The sequence below is a fragment of the Paenibacillus sp. 79R4 genome, from assembly GCF_013393165.1.
Classification (GTDB): domain Bacteria; phylum Bacillota; class Bacilli; order Paenibacillales; family Paenibacillaceae; genus Fontibacillus.
This window is the reverse complement of sequence record NZ_QJOT01000028.1, coordinates 1-21,959: the sequence shown is the minus strand read 5'-3', so window position 1 is coordinate 21,959 and position 21,959 is coordinate 1. Positions and strand designations below refer to the sequence as shown.

Sequence of the window (21,959 nt, the reverse complement as noted above, 5' to 3'; positions counted from 1 at the left end):
GTACTATTATATCATAAACCTATATTTTCTATTTGAGGAGGAAATTTCATGGCCCGTATTTTAATTACACCTGAGGAAATGGATCAGATTGCTAAACAGTTCTTGGATGGTGCTTCTCAAAGTGAGCAATTAACTAGTAAATTGAACTCCGCGATTTCATCGCTGCAGTCTCAATGGGATGGGGCAACTCAAAATAAATTCATTCAGAGATATGAGGTAGATAAGAAGAATATGCAGACATACATAGAGAACCTTAAGGCTATCTCCGAAGAATTAAAGACTATCGCTAATCGCTTTAGACAAGCCGATCAACAAGGTTAAAATCAGTAAGCTAAAGGCCAGGCCAGGTATAGATTATGGCCTGGCCTTTAATCTATTTCTATTAAGAACCATGAGGGGTAATCAACGTGAAATATCAGATTCAGGCCACGGGAAGCACGCCTGCCTTAATTATATATTTATTGGATATTAGCGGATCGATGACGTTGGAATTTGAAGGACGCCGTAGGATGGATGTGGTAAATGATGCCCTAAAAACGGCGATCAGACAGATCATCTACCGTTCGACAAAGGGTTCTAGTCTATCTCCACGTTACCGGATCAGCATATTGGCCTATAGTGACGAAGTCTATGATCTTCTGGATGGAGTGAAGTCAATTGATAGAATCGCCAACCTGGGAAATATGCCGGAGCTGTACCCCAAGAGATTTACGGATACTGCGAAGGCGTTCAAGCAGGCCGAGAAGCTGTTGCAGCATGAGCTTCTGGGCATGGAGCACTGTCCGGCTCCGATCATCTGTCATATGACTGATGGTGTATACACTGGAGAGGATCCTGAGCCTATTGCCAAGCGGATTATGGAAATGGCGGTACCCGATGGAAATGTTCTTATTGAGAATATTTTTCTAACGGATGAGGCCGTTTATAGCAAGGTGAAGGATGTTAGGTCCTGGAAGGGGCTAATGCCGGATTCTCCTACTGAAGACCCCTATTCGGCGAAGTTAATGAGGATGTCCTCTATTATTCCCGAAAGCTATCGGGAGATGATGATGGAATCCGCCTACTCCATTCGGCCGGGAGCTCTGATGATGCTGCCTGGAACAAGCGCGGACTTGGTATCTCTGGGTTTCCAAATGTCGGCCTCAACGCCTATAAGAGGTTAGAAGGGAGTTAGAAATAACAGATGGATAGAACATTAATTACGCTTATCATAGACTCTACCGGTAAGAAGATTGATTTGGAATTGCCGAACAATGCGCCGCTCGTTGATATCATTGAACCAATGCTGCGGGGGATTAACGAATGGATGGCCTTTGGCGGGGATTTTACCAGTTGCCGATGGTTTATTAACGGCGGTGGAACGGAATGGAAGGCAGTTCAGCCTACTATGAGCCTTCAAGATCTGGGGGTCATGGATGGTTATTACCTAAGAATTGAGAGGGTACAATCCTATTCGACGGTTTCCAATCATTCTTAATTATGGATAGATACTATGAGTGAATATTTTGAATTCAAAAGGGAGCTAATCAGCATGTTTCCACCTGAAGCAGGAAGTCAGTTCTGTATTCGTGAACAGATATATACGATCGCCGAGCATCCTTTGTTTCCAGGAACACCTTATGGCCAAGAAGGAAGGCAAGGCACAGTATACAAGCTGTTGCATTCTGATAATAGTCGCGCGGCTGCTCTGAAGATCTACCGTCCACTGTTTAGGAATCCTGCCGCCATCAATACCTTGTCGCAGTTTCATGAATTATCGCAAGTAGAGGGATTAAGCGTCTGTGCCCGGGAGATTCTTAATCCGCAGCAGGATATGGAATTACTTCAGGAATACCCTGAGTTGTTATATAGCTCAATTATGCCCTGGATCGAGGGATTAACCTGGACGGATGTACTGCTGGGGAGAACCGGGCTGAGCGTTGAACAATGCCGGAGTCTGGCGCTGGCTCTAGCTAATACTCTTGCTGAAATGGAGCAAAAGGGAGCCGCACATATTGACCTATCGTCCAGTAATTTAATGTTTTGCGATATTCCTGAGACTACGTCATGGGATGAACCGGCAAAGGTAGAGTTGATTGATGTGGAAGATATGTTCATGGAGGGATTCCTAGAACCTGATTATTTACCTGAGGGACTGAACGGTTATATGCCTGTCCATCACCATGAAGAATACCCGTGGGGGCTCCATTATAATCGCTTCTCTGGGGGAGTGCTTCTGGCTGAAATATTGGCATGGAGCAGTGCGGAGGTTCGCGGTATGTCCTGGGGGGAAAGCTTCTTCGATCCGCAGGAGATGCAGAAAGAATGCGAACGCTTCTCGTTGCTGCTGCGGGTGCTTGAGGAGAACTATGGTGTCGTCGTCTCAGGAATGTTCGCCAGAGTATGGAATGCTGAGCAACTAAATCTATGTCCATCGTTCGGTGAGTGGGCGATTGAGCTATCCTCGGTAAAAAGGAAAAGAGAGCCAGAAACGCCTAATTCTCAGTCTCAGGAAACGGATATCGTTAATAAAGCTATACAAGGGATAGGGCAAGAAGAACCCCTTGAAGATGGGGTTCCCAACGAGCCTGTCAATCCGCTTGTTATGCGGGATTTTCCTAGTAAAGAGATGGAAGCAGCCCTGTTAAAAGCGCGCAGCTTAGAAGGGCAAAATAAACTCCCTTCTGCTTTGTGGGAATATGGAAAGTTAGTAGAACAGTACGCGGATAATCCATCTATTTTGCGGGAAATTGAAATCGCCATGGCTGAGGTTCAGCAGGCAATTGACAATTCTTATGTCTCCGACAGCACTTCTACTTCACCTATTAAAAGCTTGCTGAAATCCGAAGAAGAGATTCCTAATGGATCCATTTATCGAAATGTATGGCTTATAACGCTCATTGTCTCGGTGATGCTTATCGTTTTAGCACTTGCATTCTATATTTTTAATCATTTTTAGGAGGAATGAGGCGGCATGGAACAGGAAAATTTTATTTTTCAGCTTACGAAGGGGCAATTCTTCTTTTTGACCCAGATGATGGAGATACATAATGTTGCCGGATTTGAAGATCCTTATCGGGGATTTCTCATAGAGGAGCTAAAGGAAGAGTATGAAGCCATTAAGAAGCAGCTTCTGGATTTAGGGTATTTGAAGATCGATTCAGCCTCTGATTCCAGCTTGATTATCGATGATGTGTTAGGCATTTGTATAGCAGCGTGCGGGGCAGAAGATGTCATTCATGCCAAGAAAGATATTCGCGGCGTAGAACACTATGATGCCTTCTTATATTTCTTGCCGCAGATTGTAGTAGAACGAACTAGTGACGAGGAGAATAAGGTTATTCTATGTCCGGTGGCTAATGCAGAGTTGTCGATGAATGTGTTGCTTGGTTTTTTTCCACTTCAATTGCAGTCGGAGCGGGATTGTCGGGTGGACTTAATGGAGATGGATTGGAATCGATGGAATCAGTTGGATCAGGAGTTGCAAATTCATAAGCTGGTTAGTTCCGGATGTGATGATGAAGCGGCGCATTCTATTGTGAATACTTTTCATCATGGTCAGAAGGATGGTTCAGTTGTGTATTGGAGAAGAGTTGGATCGGCTTGGTATCAGGAAGCCTATCATTATGCTCACGACAACAATGAATTGTACCTTGTCACTGAACCGGATGATCAGGTACTTCGAATTGAGGCTTATCAGCCTCAGATATTCTTGGATTCGTTACTTAGATTTGCCGAGCAGTTCGATATCGTATTGGAAGGAGCATAGATGATGGCTAAGAAGATTAAAATTGAACCGGAACAAATTCATACGATTGGGGATCGCTTCTTACGCTGCAGTGAAGAGAATCTGAACATGGCCAAGGAACTGAAGTCATTAATTGATGGCTTGCAGGGAGATTGGGAGGGAAATTCGAGAGAGCGCTTCTACTCCTCTTATACGGATGCACATAAGCAGCTTGAGAGTGTCTCTGCAATGCTCAAGGATGTTGGAGACGAACTGAATGCAATAGCCAAGCGGTTTAGTCAGGCGGATTCAACTACTTATTAAAAGGGGGAAATGAACTTATGCCAATCCGTGCGGATGTGTATGAGTTGCAGAGCATCGCTAAGCAAGTACGTGCAGGAAGCGGTAAATTAACAAGCGAAGCCTCTCGATTAAATCAGGGAGTGTCATCGATAGTCTGGAAAGGCAATGCTTATCAGTGGTTTATTCAAGGTTTTCGATCAACGAATAGCAAGATGGGTCGCACAGCGGATAAGATGAATGCCTTTGCAGACACATTGGAACGAATTGCTGAAGCATTCCGCCAAGCTGACCTTGCAGAGGATCGAAGAAGAGAGCAGGAAGAGCTAGCCCGACGTCAGCAAGAGGCGTATGCCCGAGCAGCCAGTAAGAATCGCTAAGGGGGAATTGGATTGAAGATCGAAGTCAACGTCTCCGACCTGCAGCAGACCGGGAGAGATCTGAGGCAAGCGGAGGCACAATTGGAGAGCATCCAATCGAGCCTGCGGCGGGCGATGGGTCAATTAACGCTGGAGAGCCGGCGCCGTTCGGATGTGGATAGCACCTATCAGACGATTAATCAGCAGCTTCAGGAGATTCGTCAAGAGCTGGAGGAACTGTCAAAGCTGTCACAGCGGAAGGGTGAGCAGTTCCAGGAGGCGGATGGCAAGGGCAAACCGCTCATTAGTGCCGGTGCCTGGAAGTTTATTGGGATCGCAGTGAGCATGGCACTCGACTTCGTACCGATTGTTGGCAATGCCAAGGGACTGATTGAGGCAGTAACCGGTCGTGATTTAGTGACTGGCGACAAGCTGGCTTTGTGGGAACGGGGAGTGGGTATTCTCGGACCGCTGGGTAAGGGCGTCTCTGCTACAGCAAAGCTTGGTAAAGTAGCCACGGAAGCCGCTGGAGGTATTGCCTTAGTTAGCAAAGTGACCGGTGTGACGGATGCTGTGAAATCAGGGGAACGAGTCGTAGAAGGTGTAACGGAAACTGCAAAGGCTACTGAGAAGATCGGAGATGCAATAGGTACCGGAGGTAAGATAGCGGATGCTGCTCACGATATAAAATCTGCCGACAGAGTCGTAGAGGTGGTCGCCGATGGTAGTAAAGTCTCAGGTGGAGCCAAGACTGGTGAGACGATCACAGATGGAGGAGTAGCAGCAGCAGGTATCGCCGGAGCTGGAGGCGCTGCAGTTGCCGGTGGTCTATCTGCAGCCGGGAAGTCGGCGAATGCAGGCGGAGATGTGGCTTCTGGAGTGAGGCAGGCTGAGAATGTAGTTGAGGCAGAGAGAAAAGTAGGGGATTTTACAATAAGAAGCAAACCTTCTCAGTCTAATGGGGGAAGCGTACAGCAAATGAATTCAGCACAGCGAAATAGCCTCAGTCACGTTTCGGACCCGATCCATGCGGGAACAGGGCATCAGTTTATCAAGCATCCGGTCATGAAGCTCTACGGGGCTACGACCTGGGAGCTTGTACTGGACTATAACTCCGGCCTTCTGCAGCGCAGTGAGCTGGGCTTGGCCTGGACGCATAACTATGCGCTTCGGTTGGAGTGGGAGAAGGAGGAAATGGGTACCATTACCGTCTGGTGGAATGCGGGGCGTCGCAACCGTTTTATCCGTCAGGAGGATGGAAGCTACCGCAGCCGGGATATCGACGTACAGGGAGATATTTTGCGTCAGTTGGAATCTGGCTATGAGCTGGAGCTGCGTTCTTCCCGGGAGCGATATCAGTTCAACTCGGAGGGGCAACTGCAAGCTCATGTCGATCCTTATGGCCTTATACTAGAAGCCGGTTATGACGAACAAGAACAGCTCGTCTCTTTGACCGATTCTTTAACGGATCGCTCTTTTACTTTGACATATAACGAAGAAGGACTGCTTCAATCGATCAGTGATGGCTCCAGAGAAGTGACGCTTCACTATCATGAGCAAGGTTATCTACGAGAATACGTGAATCCAACGGGGATATCGACCGAATTCGTTTGTGATTCGGAAGGCCGGATCTTGCAGATGTTGATTAATGGACAACTAGAATTTGCGAATACATATGATGAACAGTACCGGATCATTGCCCAAGAGGATGCCGAGGGAAGGGTTAACCGATTAGAATACGATACGGAAAGCCAGCCGTGGTTCACTCGGACGACTCTGACGAACCGTCTGGGAGAACAGCGTCAGTTCCTGCATGATGAGAACTATCTGCTGCTTGAGGTGACAGAAGTTGATGGAAGTACGCAAAAGTTTACGTACAGCGAGACGGGGCTCGAGACGAGTGCAACAAATCCGCTTGGGGAGACAACTCAGAAGTTGTATGATTCCAACGGACAACTCATCTCCTGGACCGATCCGCTTGGGAATACAACTTCCTATCGCTACGATGAGCGATATGGATTGATCGAGGAACGAGATGCTCTGGGCGGAGTGACTTCCTATCGATATGATGAGCACGGACGCCTTGCTGGCATCACTAAGCCGGATGGAACATCTTCGAAAATTCAATATAACGAACACGGTCAGCGTATCTCTTACCAGGACTTCAATGGCGGTGTAACGAAGTTTGAGTACGGAGAGAGCGGCCAGTTGATCGCGATAGAAGACGGAGAAGGCCGACTTCGGACAGTAAGCTATGACGAAGCAGGCCGGATGAATGGCGTCAGAGATGCTTTGGATGGTAAACTGCGCCGGATTTATGATGCCAAGGATAATTTGACACAAGTGATCGATTCCTTAGGAAGAACGTGGAACTATACGTATAACGAGAACGATCAGCTTCTGGAGGTGCGTATGCCTTCCGGAGCTGCGACGAGATATACTTATACGCCAAGCGGACAAGTCGAGACAATTACCGATCCACTGGGGAATACGAAGCGCTATTCTTATGATGCAGAGGATCGCTTGATCTCGGAGCAGGATGCAGCCGGGGCCGTTACACGTTTCGAATATAGCGAAGCGGGCCGGATCAGCCAGATCATCGATCCGTTAGGACGACCTGTCGCGTATACCTACGATGCCGCCGGACGGCAGCTGACGGTGACAGATGCGGAAGGTCGGACCGTACTGAGTCTCGCCTATGATGCGGCAGGAAATCCGCTAGGAGTAACCGATGGTCTGGGCCATACCACTCGTCACCGGTTTAATGCAATGCATCAGGTTGTAGAGCGGACGGACGCGGCAGGAAAAGTAACCGAGTATCGCTATGATGCGGCACATCGCTTGCAGGAAGTGATCGAGGAAGACGTAGCCCGCTATACGCAGAGCTATGATGGGGAGAACAAGCTTACTTCTTATACGGATGCCAACGGCAATACCACGCAGCTTCGTTATGACCGAAGCGGCTTGTTAGTCGAGGAAGCAAATGCTTCGGGAGGAAGTCGGCGTTATACGTATGATGAGCGAGGCTGGATGAGCGGGCGAAGCAATGCCCGGGATCAAGAGACTACGTATCAATATGATGCCGCTGGTCAACTGCTGCAGGCCAAGGATGAAGTGGGCCGTATTCAATTTGGTTATGACGGCGATGGACGTCTTATTTCTGCGACAGAGGGTGAAGCCAGCACAAGCCGGCAATATGACGCGGCCGGAAGACTGGTGGAAAGCACAGATGTATGGGGACACTCGATCCGGTATGGCTATGACGTGGTTGGGCGCTTAACGCAGCTGACGTATCCGGACGGCAAAGTGGTGGAATACCGCTATAACCTGGCGGGTGAATTAACCGAGGTTCGAGATTGGAAAGGAAGGGTGACCCGGTATACGTATGATAGGAATGGCCGCTTGCAGGAAACCCTTCGTCCCAACGGTACGCGAGAGCAGCGCGAATACGATGTAGCAGGTCAGCTCACACGGTTAAAAGATCAATCGCCGCAGGGAATCATGCTACAGCAGTATCGATATGTCTATAACGAAATCGGACAGATCACCCAGGAAGAGGAGAAGCAGTATACCTATGATAAGCTGCGTAGACTGATTAGCGGAGCCTGGGGTGGTCGGAAGATCCAGTATAGTTACGATACCGGGGGCAACCTGACAGAAACACGGGATAGTCAACAAGCTTCGCCATGGAGGCTGTCCTACGGAAAGGACAATCGCTTATCTAGCGTTGGTCTATATCCGGTGGAATTGGATGCCGACGGCAATCTCTTGTACTATAGCGACGGCGAGAAGATGGGCGCATATGAGTATGACGCGAGAAACCGCTTGACACGCTCCGGGAAAGCAAGTTATCGCTACGACTGGAAGGGGGAACGAATCTCCCTGACCTACCGTGGGAAGACAACTCGTTATGTCGTGGATGATGCTACCCGATTAAGCCGAGTCTTAATGGAACTGGACGAAACGGGGGAAGTGAAGGCATACTATATCTATGGACTGGGATTAATTGGGCGTGAAGATGCCCAAGGGCAGTACTCTAGTTACCACAGTGACTTACGTGGAAGTACCACCCTACTAACGAATGAGCAGGGGATGGTAACCGACCGATACACCTATGGTGTATATGGAGAATTAGAGCAGCACGAGGGAACCACTTCCCAACCATTTCAGTACAACGGCCGAGACGGAGTCATGACCGACCCGAACGGCTTATACTACATGCGAGCCCGCTACTACCACCCTGGCTTAAAGCGATTCCTGAACCGGGATCTAATCCGTGGGGATATAAGAGATGGTCAAACCTTTAACCGCTATGCTTATGTCAACGGGGATCCGGTGAAATATGTGGATCCGCTGGGGTTGTGTAAGGAACAAACCCTCCCTAATATGGGAGAGCGTGCTGCAGGCGATAATATTGGAAGTATGTTGCGGGGTGAGGGGAAGGGGAAAATTGATGACATTGCTAAAAAACCGTTCCTGCCTGATGAGTACTATAAAAATAATTATGCTCCTATGCAAGGAACTCCAGGGGCTAGAATCGATTTTAGTCGTCTAGGTTCAAGTGGGCAGATTGAGAAATCTAGGGTGATTTATGACCAAGCAGGCAAGCAAAAGTATAGAATCGATTATTCTGACCACGGGAATTCTGCTCATCATACAAGCCCACATATGCATGAATACATTTATCAAGATGCAGGGAAAAATGTGAAATCAGAGATAAAGTATTTTATGGACTTTTCTACAGGCAGACTCAGACAAGGTGTAATTGATGAAGTGACAAATACCATAAAATTTATTGATTAATGAGGGAGATGCGTTTTTTGACTGCTATAAAAAATTACGACACTATTACTGATAAATTAAATGCTCTTGGCTCTTGGACATACAAGGAAATAGTTGGAATTGATTACGATGTAGAAATTGATTTTGAAGATAATTATACTACTGTACTCACTTTATCCTTTTTCGTCTCGGTTATTGAGACAGGGCGACGATTTAAAATAAAAATAAGGTATGCTAATGTTTCCGACCTTAGTGTAAGGAAAATAACGAATCTTTATCTGACAAGAAGTTTAATAGTACACGATAAAGAAGGAGTAGGATGGGATACAAGTCAACGATACCATGTGCATGATGATAGTGGTTATGGAGAAAATGATGGGTATAACTTTATTGAGTTCTACTGTAGTTCCATTGAGGCAATTTCACTAGAGGAGTTCTAATTATTTGCCTTTAAAGGTATTTCTTTTGTGGGGGCTACCCAGTGCCGAAAAAACCGATCATTCAACCAATAACACATCTAACCCATGTAATACCGGTATAAAGATTTCTTCATTGCGGTTGTACGCACATAAGATTCTTTAATTTTATAATTCAAATATCCATATTCCGTTACATTGAACGGGTCGATTATGGTCAGATACCACCATGATTGACCTGTTTTTTTGTTATCTTCGCGTTCTCCCATTTTTTTCAAATCTATAACATCTGTAGTAGATACGCTTCCTTAGGTGCGTAGGAACATGGTTTGCAACTATCCCAATGGATAGAGTGACTGTGACTGAGAGGATCAGAAAAGAATAGGAATTTGCCTGCAACTGAAATGACTATTGTAACGATGGTTATCTTATAAATACAATCTGGAGACGACCAGTTGAAATAAACAGGTAAGGATACGTTTTAGGCTAGCAACCTTGCCCTCTACTATAGCCCGAAATTCGTATGCCTCCCAAGGTTTTTAATTTGGTTGATCCAGAACAGAGTGAAGTAATCACTATCCACGGCGCCGATAACCTGTGTAATTCCTATACAAGCCAGTTAACTAAGCACAGCTCTGATGAAGTCATTCCTATACACCAACGGCAACAGCTTAGGGCTTCGTTATAATCAAGCAGCCTGTTAATTGGGAAAATGAATGCTTCTGGAAGAAGACTACGATGAAGAGCAAGTCTAGATGAGCAACGAAGTTACTCGGGGTTGAAAAACTACATATCGATATGATATAGCAGGTCAGCTCACACGATTGAAGGATCAATCGCCGCAGGGAATCATGCTGCAGCAGTATCGATATGTCTATAACGAAATCGGACAGATCACCCAGGAAGAGGAGAAGCAGTATACCTGTGATAAGCTGCGTAGACTGATTAGCGGGGCTTGGGGTGGTCGGAAGATCCAGTATAGTTACGATAGATACCGGGGGCAACCTGACAGAAACACGGGATAGTCAACAAGCTTCGCCATGGAGCCTGTCCTACGGAAAGGACAATCGCTTATCTAGCGTTGGTCTATATCCGGTGGAATTGGATGCCGACGGCAATCTCTTGTACTATAGCGACGGCGAGAAGATGGGCGCATATGAGTACGATGCGAGAAACCGCCTGACACGCTCCGGGAAAGCAAATTATCGCTACGACTGGAAGGGGAACGAATCTCCCTGACCTACCGTGGGAAGACAACTCGTTATGTCGTGGATGATGCTACCCGATTAAGCCGAGTCTTAATGGAACTGGACGAAACCGGGGAAGTGAAGGCATACTATATCTATGGATTGGGATTAATTGGGCGTGAAGATGCCCAAGGGCAGTACTCTAGTTACCACAGTGATTTACGTGGAAGTACCACCATACTAACGAATGAGCAAGGGATGGTAACCGACCGATACACCTATGGGTTATATGGGGAATTAGAGCAGCACGAAGGAACCACCTCCCAACCATTCCAGTACAACGGCCGAGACGGAGTCATGACCGACCCGAACGGCTTATACTACATGCGAGCCCGCTACTACCACCCTGGCTTGAAGCGATTCCTGAACCGGGATTTAATCCGTGGGGATATAAAAGATGGTCAAACCTTTAACCGTTATGCTTATGTCAACGGGGATCCGGTGAAATATGTGGATCCGCAGGGGTTGTGTAAGTGCGAGCTGCCAGTTACTAAGGGGACGGGTGATCTTCCGAAGGTAAATATTGATACCGGAACTGCTAATGCATTCATATCTGAAGGTTCTTCTATCAGACATGAGTTAAAAGCATATGTAAATGGAAAACAGATGGTTATGACTGACACTGCCGCAGGGGAATTTAGAAATATAATAAACGGAGTTGCAGGACCATTGGAGAAAGCACGCGCGGAAAGATTTATGAATCGCGTTCAAGTCATCCCTGATAACCGTCCTCTAGGGCTATGAATCTAGTAGAAACCAAGAAAGTCGGAGCGAATGATAAGATTATTTTTGGTACGGGCGATAATTTAGGAATTACAACTATGACTGGTGATGCTAAATTTGTAAGAGGGGCTTCTGCCCAAGGAGTGGATTTTGATGCATATATACACTCACCAGTACCTTTAGGAGGTAAGTAAATTGAGTGACACTTTAATGCCAAAACACTTGGAAAGCACATACAAGATGTTAAAACATGCTTTCCCTAATGGTATTGGAAACGATGATTATTTTCCGCTCATGTCCTTGCTCTACGAATATATGTCTGACAGGAACTTGGCCGAAGTTATTTCGTCAATTACTGGGAAAGACATAGCTATTACTCTTAATGACATTCAAAAATCAGTATCTGTTAACCTGTCAAGTGATGAAGTCATACAGAATATAAGAAAAAAACTTTTACCTTATGGTTTTGAGGAATGGACAGAAGAAGAATAAAGACTGTGGACCTTGATTGGTTTCGTGCCTTTCAAGGTTTCTTTTTTGGTGGAGTTACCCAGTGCCGAATAAACCCATCATTCAACCAATAACACATATAACCCATGTAATACCCGTATGAAGATTTCGCTATTTTGATAGTACGCACATAATTGCTTGAATTTCATCACCTAAATAACGCTACTCCGTTACATTGAACGGGTCGATTATGGTCAGATACCACCATGATTGACCTGTTTTTTGTTATCTTCGCTTTTTCTCATTTTATAACATCTGTAGTAGATACGCTTCCTTAGGTGCGTAGGAACATGGTTTGCAACTATCACAATGGATAGAGTGACTGTGATTGAGAGGATCAGAAAAGAATAGGAATTTGTCTGTAACTGAAATGACTATTGTAACGATGGTTATCTTGTAAATACAATCTGGAGACAACCAATTGAAATAAACAGGTAAGGATACGTTTTAGGCTAGCCTCTCAAGATTTTTTATTTGGTTGATCCAGTACAGAGTGAAGTAATCACTATCCACGGCGCCGATAACCTGTGTAATTCCTATACAAGCCAGTTAACTAAGCACAGCTCTGATGAAGTCATTCCTATACTGATACCAACGACAACAACTTAGGGCTTCGTTATAATCAAGCAGCCTGTTAATCGGGAAAATGAATGCTTCTGGAGGAAGCCTACGATGATGAGCAAGTCTAGATGAGCAACGAAGTTACTCGGGGTTGAAAAACTACATATCGATATGATATAGCAGGTCAGCTCACACGATTGAAGGATCAATCGCCGCAGGGAATCATGCTGCAGCAGTATCGATATGTCTATAACGAAATCGGACAGATCACCCAGGAAGAGGAGAAGCAGTATACCTGTGATAAGCTGCGTAGACTGATTAGCGGGGCTTGGGGTGGTCGGAAGATCCAGTATAGTTACGATAGATACCGGGGGCAACCTGACAGAAACACGGGATAGTCAACAAGCTTCGTCATGGAGCCTGTCCTACGGAAAGGACAATCGCTTATCTAGCGTTGGTCTATATCCGGTGGAATTGGATGCCGACGGCAATCTCTTGTACTATAGCGACGGCGAGAAGATGGGCGCATATGAGTACGATGCGAGAAACCGCCTGACACGCTCCGGGAAAGCAAATTATCGCTACGACTGGAAGGGGAACGAATCTCCCTGACCTACCGTGGGAAGACAACTCGTTATGTCGTGGATGATGCTTCCCGATTAAGCCGAGTCTTAATGGAACTGGACGAAACGGGGCAAGTGAAGGCATACTATATCTATGGATTGGGATTAATTGGGCGTGAAGATGCCCAAGGGCAGTACTCTAGTTACCACAGTGACTTACGTGGAAGTACCACCCTACTGACGAATGAGCAGGGGATGGTAACCGACCGATACACCTATGGGTTATGTGGAGAATTAGAGCAGCACGAAGGAACCACCTCCCAACCATTCCAGTACAACGGTAGAGACGGAGTCATGACCGACCCGAACGGCTTATACTACATGCGAGCCCGCTACTACCACCCTGGCTTAAAGCGATTCCTGAACCGGGATCTAATCCGTGGGGATATAAGAGATGGTCAAACCTTTAACCGCTATGCTTATGTCAACGGGGATCCGGTGAAATATGTGGATCCGCTGGGGTTGTGTAAGGAACAAACCCTCCCTAATATGGGAGAACATGCTGCAGGCGATAATATTGGAAGTATGTTGCGGGGTGAGGGGACGGGGAAAGGTCTCGAAACTAGAGGGTACAAGCCGCAACCTGGTGAAAGAACTTTTGACGGGTATGTAAAGAAAAATGTTCCGGTGGATAAAGAAACAACTCTACACACTAATTCAAAAGGCTTTAACAACAATTCACGTGGTTCTAATCCCGAAGGGCAGTTCAAGAGATTTGGTTCAGATTCCCATGCAGGTTTATCACCACACGTACATCAACCAACAAGGAATATAAACAAAAATGGTGAAATTTTTGGTGGACAAGGTTCAAAGACTCAGGGGGGCGGCGTAACTTCACCAGGTAAGAAGGACGTTAGTCAGCTTTACGATTACTTAAACAATGAGAAGTATAGGAGATAAAAAAATTTAGGGATGGCAGTCTTTATGCCATCCCTCCCTTAGAGGTGAAGGTATGGCTGATGTTCTATTCGATTGTACGCAATTTCTTACATTGGAAGCAAGTGAGTCCGGAGATGGTTTATCATTTCTGTTAGCATCGCTTGGAAGAAATGAAGATTTTAAGATACTTCATGATAAAGAAATTTCTGAAAAAAAGTTGTCCCATCTGAACGAATTTCTAAATAACTTTACTGTCGAACTTGTTAATCAAGAATTTATAGGTGAATTTGATGAATGGTTTGAATTTGATGAAATACCTCAACCAATCAAACAGTTTGGTCAAAATATTAAGGAACTTTTAGAAAGAAAACTCATTGAACAACTTACAATAATACTTGTCCGGTATGCTTATGATGAAAAAGCGGCTGATAATATCTTTGTAGGTGATTTCCGAGTAGAGAACATTTATGATGGGCTGTATCATGCATCTTGTTTTGGTAACTCAGGGAATATTGTGGTGGTAAGGATAAGGGAATCTTGACATTCATTGGGGGCTACCCAGTGATGAGTGAACCCATCATTCAACTAGTAACAACTATAACCGATGTAATACCCGTATAAAGATTTCATCATTCCGCTGTACGCACAACGAAGATTGAATTTTATTCCCTAAATAACGCGATTCCGTTACATAAAACAGGTTCGTAAATTTATTGGTAAGTTCCTAAATAGCCTCTGTTGAAGAAATTCAGGGGTGTAGTGAGAATGAAATCAAGGAACTAGAGGTGGAGATAGAACGCTGTTTTCCGACTGTGAAATATGTGGATCCGCTGGGGTTGTGTAAGGAACAAACCCTCCCTAATATGGGAGAGCGTGCTGCAGGCGATAATATTGGAAGTATGTTGCGGGGTGAGGGGAAGGGGAATGCTCCAGTTCCTACAAAATTCGATGGGGGAAGCAATCCCAAAGATTTTGTCAATCCTCATTCTGAAAAGTACCTGTATAATCCAAGTAAACCATCTACTCCCAATCGGTCACAATATGGGAAAGATGTTGATGTGGAGAAATTAAGGCAAGAAACAATGATCAATCCTGATAAGGCATTTTCAAATTGGCCAAACCCCAATAATCCGAATCCAAACCGGATAACCAAGTATTATAAAGAATTTGACGGAAACATCAGTATACCTGATACTCCAACGGGAAGTCACAGAGTTTTTGAACACCTAGATGAGCCTACAAGAAGTTCACACTTTCCTTATGTGCCAAGAAATAAAGAATGAGTGGGTGAGAGAACGTGAGTTTTTTTTTGTATCATGCTTATTTACCTGAAAATCACGCACATTTTGTTTCGGAAGAACAAGTCATGCAAGAAGGAATACAATTTTTCACAAAGTCTAATAATCGTTATAGTAACGGTGGTAGAGTGAAATTTGAAAAGACCGAAAGTTTGAAACCTTTTAATACTCCTGATTGGGTTAATTTTAAAGAAGCTATAGGTGTTGATATATCTAATCGTTTTTCTAAGTCGTTTTGTTTCCCTGTGTTTACGAATAAAATTCTCATATTTGATGGTGATATTTCTATTTCTATCTATGACCAAGCTTTCTACGATGATTTCAAGGATTTTGATGAAGAAGCATTGAACTTTGATACAGGGGAAAGCATTGAGCATTGGATTAGGTTATATTGGGATAGCATGATGACACTTCAAGCATACTTGTTAAAAAGACCTTATCCAAAACCAGAGGTATTAGTTTTTGAGTCAATACCTAAAGAGATTATTCGAGTGTGTGAAGAAAAATCGTAAACGTGGATATTTGATTTGTCTGGAGTTACCCAGTGCCGAAAAAACCCATCATTCAACCAATAACCCATCTAACCCATGTAATACCCGTATAAAGATTTCTTCATTGCGGTTGTACGCACAGTTATAATTCAAATATCCATATTCCGTTACATTGAACGGGTCGATTATGGTCAGATACCACCATGATTGACCTGTTTTTTGTTATCTTCGCTTTCTCTTATAACATCTGTAGTAGATTGCGCTTCCTTAGATGCGTAGGAACATGGTTTGCAACTATCCCAATGGATAAGTGACTGTGAATGAGAGAATCAGAAAAGAATAGGAATTTGTCTGGAGGCATGAATGCCGCAGATTTCTTTACTACTCATTCTGAAAAACATTTATATAATTCAAATGTTCAATCGACTGCTAGTAAAAACACAATTTGGAAAAGATATAGATGTTGCCAAATTAAGAGAAGATACTTTATTACATCCAGATTCGGTGGCCTATAATAAAGACCACAACGTAATGGTTTATAAAAAAGAATATCCATTTAATAAAAGTAACCAGTACTCCGACTGGTCGCGTAGGGTTTTTATTAATCTTGAAAAAAAGCCACCAAAGACTAATAGAGACTCACAATTTCCTTTTATGGCGGTGATTAATATGCAAAGTATTACTAAATTAGAGGAGGCTTTAAATGTGAAATTCCCAAATAATTTCGAAGAAAAAATGGATTATATATCCAATTTTATCTTTAATGGCGAAACTTGTACTGAACAATGAAATCGGCTCTATTTCAATAATTAAGGTATTAGAATTTGACTCTGAAAAAGAGGAGAGCATTTTTCAAGTTTATACCGAATATAGAGATTTGATGAAGGATGGTAGTATCCCTATTGCGAACGGGAGTATGATGATTATGTATGTCTATCCTTTCTTGACCGAAATTTACCACCGAAGGTTATATTATGGTGCTATGAACGTGCATTTGAGAGTATTGATCATGCAATATTTCCATTAGCAGAGACTTTTGAAGACCCATGGGGGTTGCGCCAACATTTTGTCTATAATCTTTACAATCCCAACAATTAGGTCGTACAAAACAATCAACAAACCAAACAATAAATTAAACTTCTAAAAAGCTCTTTCCTACTTGAACTGAAGTGCCCCCTGTCACGTAGACAGTGCAAAAAAATCGTTAGTTCCCTCAGTTCAATTTTTACAGAGCTGAGGTTTTTTATTTTTCTTTCGTCATTATGCAGCCCGTCGATATTCGTTAGGAGACAAGCCATTTAATCGTTCTGTATAGCGGAAATTGTTGTAGTAGCGGATATACTTTCCCACGTCTTCGAGGACATCTTCATAGGTATCATGTTTCGTCAGATAAAAGCTTTCCGTCTTAAAAGCACCCCAAAAGCGTTCAATAGGCTGGTTATCCAGACATCGGCTCACATGCGGCATACTTTTAGTAAATCGTACTTAACCTGAAGTTGCTTGTAATCATGTGAAGAATATTGGTTGGAATGAGCAGGGGATCGGTGTAATATATGGAAAATAATGGGATATTATCATGTATAACTTACTATTAATTAGCATAGAATGTCCAAAATGCTCTGCTATCGTAAATACAGAGGCAGAATTTAAAATGGGTATGATGAATTTGGATACCTATAAATTGGGAGATACATTAAAATGAGCTATGAAGAGGAATAAACATTATGACCTTGATTGGCTTCGTGTCTTTCATGGTTTCTTATTTACTGGGTGACGAATGAGCTCATTAAACTCTATTCCGTAAGTGAAAATAGGCCGTTAAGGGTTAGAAGTAACATGATTGGTCTATTTATTATAACAAGATATAAGGGATGTACTATTTTTATACGATATAAGAAAATATGCTGGCTATTTGGCCCCCAAAAAAACGACCAAACGATTGAAATAATACGCCTGGTCGTTTTTGAATATTAATAAACTTGATTCAAACTAACAGGCCCTAGACTGCCATATGATCCTTGGAATTGTCCTTTAAGGACATAAGTTCCTGGACTAAGATAACCTACTGAATACTCGACAGGACTTGAAGAGGTTGGTCCAATATTTGCAGTAATTGAGAAGACTTGACTAAGTTGACCGGAAGGCCCTTTGGAATAAAGAGATAACTCAACAGTTTCATTCGTAGAGCTCCATAGTCCGACACTCAATTTATATTGAGCTGTTTGACTGACTGACATATCATGTGATGTTGCAGTATAAGCAGCAAATGCGCTAGTAGAGAAGGAGAATAACGCCAGTAATAAGATTAATACAACTTTTTTCATTAATTATTTCACCTCCCTTCTTATTATGGAGTAACAGAAGAAAAAGTTAAGGTTGAAAAGTAATATTTTAACTATTGTAACAAAATGAAGATTATATGCAATATATTAATTTTCTGAAATTTTCATTGTAATTGGGGTTAGCCAAAGAAGTCGAGAGAAAGTGCAAACTGCCGATTTATTAATAAGAAGACTCCAATAGAGTATACGATGAGATAAACGATTAATCTTCATGGGATTACGGCTAATTCTTTTTTTATTATTGGTGGATGCGGTATGAGTAAATCTCACTAAGATAATTATAAGATCTGAGATAAGTTTAATCTCTCCACGATTTCTTTTTTGCATATATTTTTCTTCCTTGTAAAATATCTAAACCTTGATTGGCTGCTAGCCTTTCAAGGTTTTTCTTTTCGATGTGCTACCTCCTATTATCTTAAATCCAATCAAATCCAATGATTACGTTTGAAGAGGTCTACAGATATAGACGGATAGAACTAGTAATGCAAGTAATAACAGGGTTTTGGTTACAGAAACAATCCAATGCCGACAATAAACGACAACATTTTTAAAAACGATATGGTACTATTTAACTGTTATGTAGGAAGCAGGATGATATTGATTTACCAAACAAAAGAGAGGAGTACGAATAATGAAAAGACTTACTACAATAGTCGGGATATTCATAGCAAGTTTAATGATTGCAAATGTGGCATTGGCGGCAGGGAAACCGGTCGAGCTAATGATGGATGGAGAAAAGCACATATATGTAAAGGGAATGAAGGGAGCAATTCCGTATCAGGAAAATGGAGTAACGATGGTTCCGATCCGCTTTGTAACGGATAAATTAGGAGCCAAGGTAAGCTGGAATAACGCATCTAAATCTCTGCAAATTCAGAAGGAAGGAATTGATCTGACCCTAACGGTAGGATCATCTACAGCTATAGCTGCAGGCAACACAATCAACCTGCCAGCGAAGGTACTGCAAAAGGATGGAACAGTCATGGTTCCTTTGCAGGTTGTCAGTGAAGTATTGAAAGAGGAAGTGGAGTGGGATGAAGAGAGAAACATAATCATTATTAAAACCCCGGGGAAAGAGATTGGAGCGGTCGATCCATATGGGCGGAAAATCCGTACAACCAACCTTCCGAAGAACTATAAAGACTACCCGTATATTCTGGCTGACATTCCAAACAGTTTATATGAGATGAAGTATCCGTATTATCGTGAGGGGAAAGCAAGAGTTTCATCGACACTATATCAATTACCGGAATTTACCCAAGAGAATATAGATATTTGGATGTCGCATATTCAGGAGTACGGGAATCTCTTATTAAATGTGGACTACAGAACGATTGATGATCAATGGATCAGGGATATGAGCACTCATATGATTAAGTATGCATCTGAACTTGAGAAAAGTGCTGTTTATAAAGATTTGAAACAATATACGAATTGGGCTATAAAAAATAAAATACAAATCGAAGGAACTCTCGTCCCTGAACCTTCAATGATATTTGCGAATGGATATGGTTATTATTATGTTCGATCAACAGTCAAATTTAAATTTAATAACTTTAGTAAATCTAAACAGCTTATATTTGATACTTCTGAAGGGTGGAGTGAAGAAGGTTTCAACTTTCAAAAAGGAGTATGGTATTCCGGTTATGTAGACTTTCCCATTGGAACAAATGTAGGAGGTTACTGGGGACCAACATTAAAGGTTACTGTTAACGCAAGTATTTTAGAAGAGTCACAAATAAGCAAAGAGTAGATAGTCAATGATTAATAAACATAGGAAGTCAATTTCAATTATTGTATTGTTTACCCTATTATTCTCAAATCTATTTATTAATAAAGTTGAGGCCAAGATAGATGTACTTATAGAAAGCGGCGCTCTCAAATTTAGTATTACCTCGACCGCCGCCAGTTCTTCCATCCGCTATAAAACGATAGGCTGGACGATTAGAACCGATGAGGTTTGTACGTGGAAAGGAAAAAACAAGGAGGATTGTCGGCCCACGGCTAGTGGAAAATTTGTAACCTTCGAGGGTACAAAGGATGTAAAACAAACAGGACAAAATCCAAACCCTCCTACCCCTGGAAAACCGGTAACGACCTTCTTCGAGGTTCCAGAGGCGAAGGTTACGAAAGGTTTGTTGGATAATGGGATGGGGGATATCAAGCAAGGGGGAAAACTATTTTTAAGTGCCGTCATGATATCGATTGATGGAAACGGTAATAAAAGAAGTGGTCCCTGGTACTCCTTGCAGGGAATAAAAAATGCGGAATCTTGGGCTCATCGCGATGATCTTGACGAATATTTCGACATTGAGGCTACTTATGACAGTGCTCTATTTCCGGTAGAGCATGTATATGTTACCGACAAGAAGGATGATCCGAAACGCCCCTTTAAAACGGAAAAGGTTGGAGAATACAAGAGAGAAGAAGACATAAAATATACGATTAACAAAGGTCAGGAGAAACTGAGCTATAACGGAAAAAACTACTCTATTGTCAAGTCATACCTGGCTTCAATGAACAAACCTTCTGATCGGAAATTTGAGCAGGTATTGGCTAATGGAGATCCTAAAGTATTTGAACGAAATTTCACGGTCGATCTACAAGGGACCTACGTTGTTTCAGTTTGGAAGGAAGATGTTCCGGAATGCAGCAAAGATCCTACCCTTCCTGGGTGTGGAGGGGGAGAGGGAGACTGTGAATGGACTCTTCCACCACCTGGAGAAGTGGCTGCTCCACAATCATCTGTGATGGATCCAGAAGCGACCGGCGTTATTCTGGCGGATGATTTATGGAATTATCCCTACAGGTTCGATGTTGAGCAGGCAATTCCTACTTCGGAGTATCTATACACGAATGCATGGGGACTCAATTACTTATATCAACATACATTTGGCAATATGCAAGGTAAGGTTCAATATAAATGCAAGGTAGATGTTGAATACGAACTTGAATGGAAGGAGAAGCAGCCGGATACAACGGATGCGGAAGGGAACCCTGTGCCACAGCCCGATATCGATATGTATGATACGGAGCATAAGACATATACCTTTGAATTTACAAGGGACTATGACTATTGGCAAATCAAAAATCTAGAGGTGTACGGCATTGACCGAGCAGAAATGCGAAATTATGCTCTCCCGGATGGCGAGGTTACATTATGGCCAGATGCTTATGATCCTCCGGATGTGCTATTAGATAATAGCGACAGGGTAGAAGACCATGTTATGCCGAAGGAGTCCGGGACGATCATCTTTGACCCACCTACCGTTGTAGGAGGCTATGAGCGACCGTCGCCACCGGATGATACTTCCCAATTACTAGGAATGGCAGAGTCTCAGACGGATGACCCTGATGTTAAAAATGATCTTGTTATCTTTAATAGTGAGATCATTATGGATGATGTGACCGTGTTAAGAAGTGGGCCTACGCCAGGAATCATCCCTCCACCCGAGCCAATTGGGGACAGGGTATTATACCAGGATCGTCTCCTGATTAGTCGATCTCTATTGAATAAGGCGAAGACACCAGGTACAGGAACTATATATTATGATTTACTGCCTGAAAACGTTGGCGGAAGCGGCGGGAAAGAGTTTTCTATCAACCGGATTAATAACGTCACGGTCCATACCCCGGTCGTCAACTACTCGTCAGTATCGGATGATGCAGCACATAACCAGAAGACGAAGCCGAATGAGAGGCGGTCGGCCCTTATTTTGGAG

The 21,959-nt window shown here is 43.4% G+C and carries 25 protein-coding genes; 23 read left to right on the top strand and 2 right to left on the bottom strand.

What is annotated here, in order from left to right; genetic code table 11:
- The first annotated feature begins 48 nt into the window (after positions 1–48).
- From DMN77_RS23180 to DMN77_RS23100, 21 genes are all read left to right on the top strand, one after another.
- A complete protein-coding gene (locus DMN77_RS23180) occupies positions 49–321 on the top strand; it encodes a WXG100 family type VII secretion target (RefSeq protein ID WP_068782411.1) in 273 nt (90 codons plus the stop codon).
- An 86-nt stretch (positions 322–407) separates the two neighbouring features.
- On the top strand, positions 408–1,163 hold the full coding sequence (locus tag DMN77_RS23175; protein WP_068782410.1) for a vWA domain-containing protein: 756 nt from the start codon (positions 408–410) through the stop codon (positions 1,161–1,163).
- Between the two features lie 20 nt (positions 1,164–1,183).
- Positions 1,184–1,477: an EsaB/YukD family protein gene (locus tag DMN77_RS23170; RefSeq protein ID WP_068782409.1), complete on the top strand. Its 294-nt coding sequence runs from the start codon at positions 1,184–1,186 to the stop codon at positions 1,475–1,477.
- Positions 1,478–1,531: 54 nt separating this feature from the next.
- On the top strand, positions 1,532–2,938 hold the full coding sequence (locus tag DMN77_RS23165; protein ID WP_179016429.1) for a hypothetical protein: 1,407 nt from the start codon (positions 1,532–1,534) through the stop codon (positions 2,936–2,938).
- Between the two features lie 15 nt (positions 2,939–2,953).
- Positions 2,954–3,748 carry a hypothetical protein gene (locus DMN77_RS23160; protein WP_179016428.1) on the top strand — a complete coding sequence of 265 codons (795 nt, stop codon included), beginning with the start codon at positions 2,954–2,956 and terminating at the stop codon, positions 3,746–3,748.
- Positions 3,749–4,030, top strand: a complete 282-nt coding sequence (locus tag DMN77_RS23155; RefSeq protein ID WP_256872562.1) for a WXG100 family type VII secretion target — start codon at positions 3,749–3,751, stop codon at positions 4,028–4,030. It abuts the gene before it with no gap.
- 17 nt (positions 4,031–4,047) lie between these two features.
- Positions 4,048–4,386: a WXG100 family type VII secretion target gene (locus DMN77_RS23150; RefSeq protein ID WP_068782406.1), complete on the top strand. Its 339-nt coding sequence runs from the start codon at positions 4,048–4,050 to the stop codon at positions 4,384–4,386.
- A gap of 12 nt (positions 4,387–4,398) precedes the next feature.
- Positions 4,399–9,168, top strand: a complete 4,770-nt coding sequence (locus DMN77_RS23145) for an RHS repeat-associated core domain-containing protein (RefSeq protein WP_179016427.1) — start codon at positions 4,399–4,401, stop codon at positions 9,166–9,168.
- A gap of 17 nt (positions 9,169–9,185) precedes the next feature.
- Positions 9,186–9,587: a hypothetical protein gene (locus DMN77_RS23140; protein ID WP_179016426.1), complete on the top strand. Its 402-nt coding sequence runs from the start codon at positions 9,186–9,188 to the stop codon at positions 9,585–9,587.
- Between the two features lie 800 nt (positions 9,588–10,387).
- Positions 10,388–10,588 (top strand): hypothetical protein, encoded by a 201-nt coding sequence (locus tag DMN77_RS24095; RefSeq protein ID WP_229521099.1) that lies wholly within the window; start codon positions 10,388–10,390, stop codon positions 10,586–10,588.
- On the top strand, positions 10,524–10,802 hold the full coding sequence (locus DMN77_RS24090; RefSeq protein ID WP_068782401.1) for a hypothetical protein: 279 nt from the start codon (positions 10,524–10,526) through the stop codon (positions 10,800–10,802). Before DMN77_RS24095 ends, DMN77_RS24090 begins: the two co-directional genes overlap by 65 nt.
- A gap of 62 nt (positions 10,803–10,864) precedes the next feature.
- Positions 10,865–11,554 carry an RHS repeat-associated core domain-containing protein gene (locus DMN77_RS24085; RefSeq protein WP_256872561.1) on the top strand — a complete coding sequence of 230 codons (690 nt, stop codon included), beginning with the start codon at positions 10,865–10,867 and terminating at the stop codon, positions 11,552–11,554.
- Entirely contained in the window at positions 11,551–11,727 is a 177-nt protein-coding gene (locus DMN77_RS24340; RefSeq protein ID WP_218653106.1) for a DUF1308 domain-containing protein, read from the top strand. Before DMN77_RS24085 ends, DMN77_RS24340 begins: the two co-directional genes overlap by 4 nt.
- 1 nt (position 11,728) lies before the next feature.
- Positions 11,729–12,025, top strand: a complete 297-nt coding sequence (locus DMN77_RS23125) for a DUF3349 domain-containing protein (RefSeq protein WP_068782402.1) — start codon at positions 11,729–11,731, stop codon at positions 12,023–12,025.
- Between the two features lie 776 nt (positions 12,026–12,801).
- The gene (locus DMN77_RS24080; RefSeq protein ID WP_229521099.1) at positions 12,802–13,002 is read left to right on the top strand and encodes a hypothetical protein; all 201 of its coding nucleotides are present in this window, start codon (positions 12,802–12,804) and stop codon (positions 13,000–13,002) included.
- Positions 12,938–13,216: a hypothetical protein gene (locus tag DMN77_RS24075; protein ID WP_256872560.1), complete on the top strand. Its 279-nt coding sequence runs from the start codon at positions 12,938–12,940 to the stop codon at positions 13,214–13,216. The genes DMN77_RS24080 and DMN77_RS24075 overlap by 65 nt, the downstream gene beginning before the upstream one ends.
- Before the next feature lie 62 nt (positions 13,217–13,278).
- Positions 13,279–14,127, top strand: coding sequence for an RHS repeat-associated core domain-containing protein (locus DMN77_RS23120; RefSeq protein ID WP_256872559.1), 849 nt, complete (start codon positions 13,279–13,281; stop codon positions 14,125–14,127).
- A gap of 52 nt (positions 14,128–14,179) precedes the next feature.
- Complete coding sequence (locus DMN77_RS23115; protein ID WP_179016425.1) at positions 14,180–14,647, top strand: hypothetical protein; 468 nt, start codon at positions 14,180–14,182, stop codon at positions 14,645–14,647.
- A 244-nt stretch (positions 14,648–14,891) separates the two neighbouring features.
- Complete coding sequence (locus DMN77_RS23110; protein ID WP_372776473.1) at positions 14,892–15,389, top strand: hypothetical protein; 498 nt, start codon at positions 14,892–14,894, stop codon at positions 15,387–15,389.
- A 14-nt stretch (positions 15,390–15,403) separates the two neighbouring features.
- A complete protein-coding gene (locus DMN77_RS23105) occupies positions 15,404–15,916 on the top strand; it encodes a DNA polymerase III (RefSeq protein WP_179016424.1) in 513 nt (170 codons plus the stop codon).
- A 342-nt stretch (positions 15,917–16,258) separates the two neighbouring features.
- Entirely contained in the window at positions 16,259–16,684 is a 426-nt protein-coding gene (locus DMN77_RS23100) for a hypothetical protein (protein ID WP_179016423.1), read from the top strand.
- A 471-nt stretch (positions 16,685–17,155) separates the two neighbouring features.
- On the opposite strand, the gene DMN77_RS24335 is transcribed toward DMN77_RS23100, so the two are convergent.
- On the bottom strand, positions 17,156–17,362 hold the full coding sequence (locus tag DMN77_RS24335; protein ID WP_372776470.1) for an IS3 family transposase: 207 nt from the start codon (positions 17,360–17,362) through the stop codon (positions 17,156–17,158).
- A gap of 503 nt (positions 17,363–17,865) precedes the next feature.
- Positions 17,866–18,219 carry a hypothetical protein gene (locus tag DMN77_RS23090; protein ID WP_082790190.1) on the bottom strand — a complete coding sequence of 118 codons (354 nt, stop codon included), beginning with the start codon at positions 18,217–18,219 and terminating at the stop codon, positions 17,866–17,868.
- Between the two features lie 649 nt (positions 18,220–18,868).
- Here DMN77_RS23090 and DMN77_RS23085 point away from each other — a divergent pair.
- Positions 18,869–19,990, top strand: coding sequence for a copper amine oxidase N-terminal domain-containing protein (locus DMN77_RS23085; protein ID WP_179016421.1), 1,122 nt, complete (start codon positions 18,869–18,871; stop codon positions 19,988–19,990).
- A 7-nt stretch (positions 19,991–19,997) separates the two neighbouring features.
- On the top strand, positions 19,998–21,959 hold a 1,962-nt coding region (locus DMN77_RS23080; RefSeq protein ID WP_256872558.1), incomplete at its 3' end, for a DUF5704 domain-containing protein.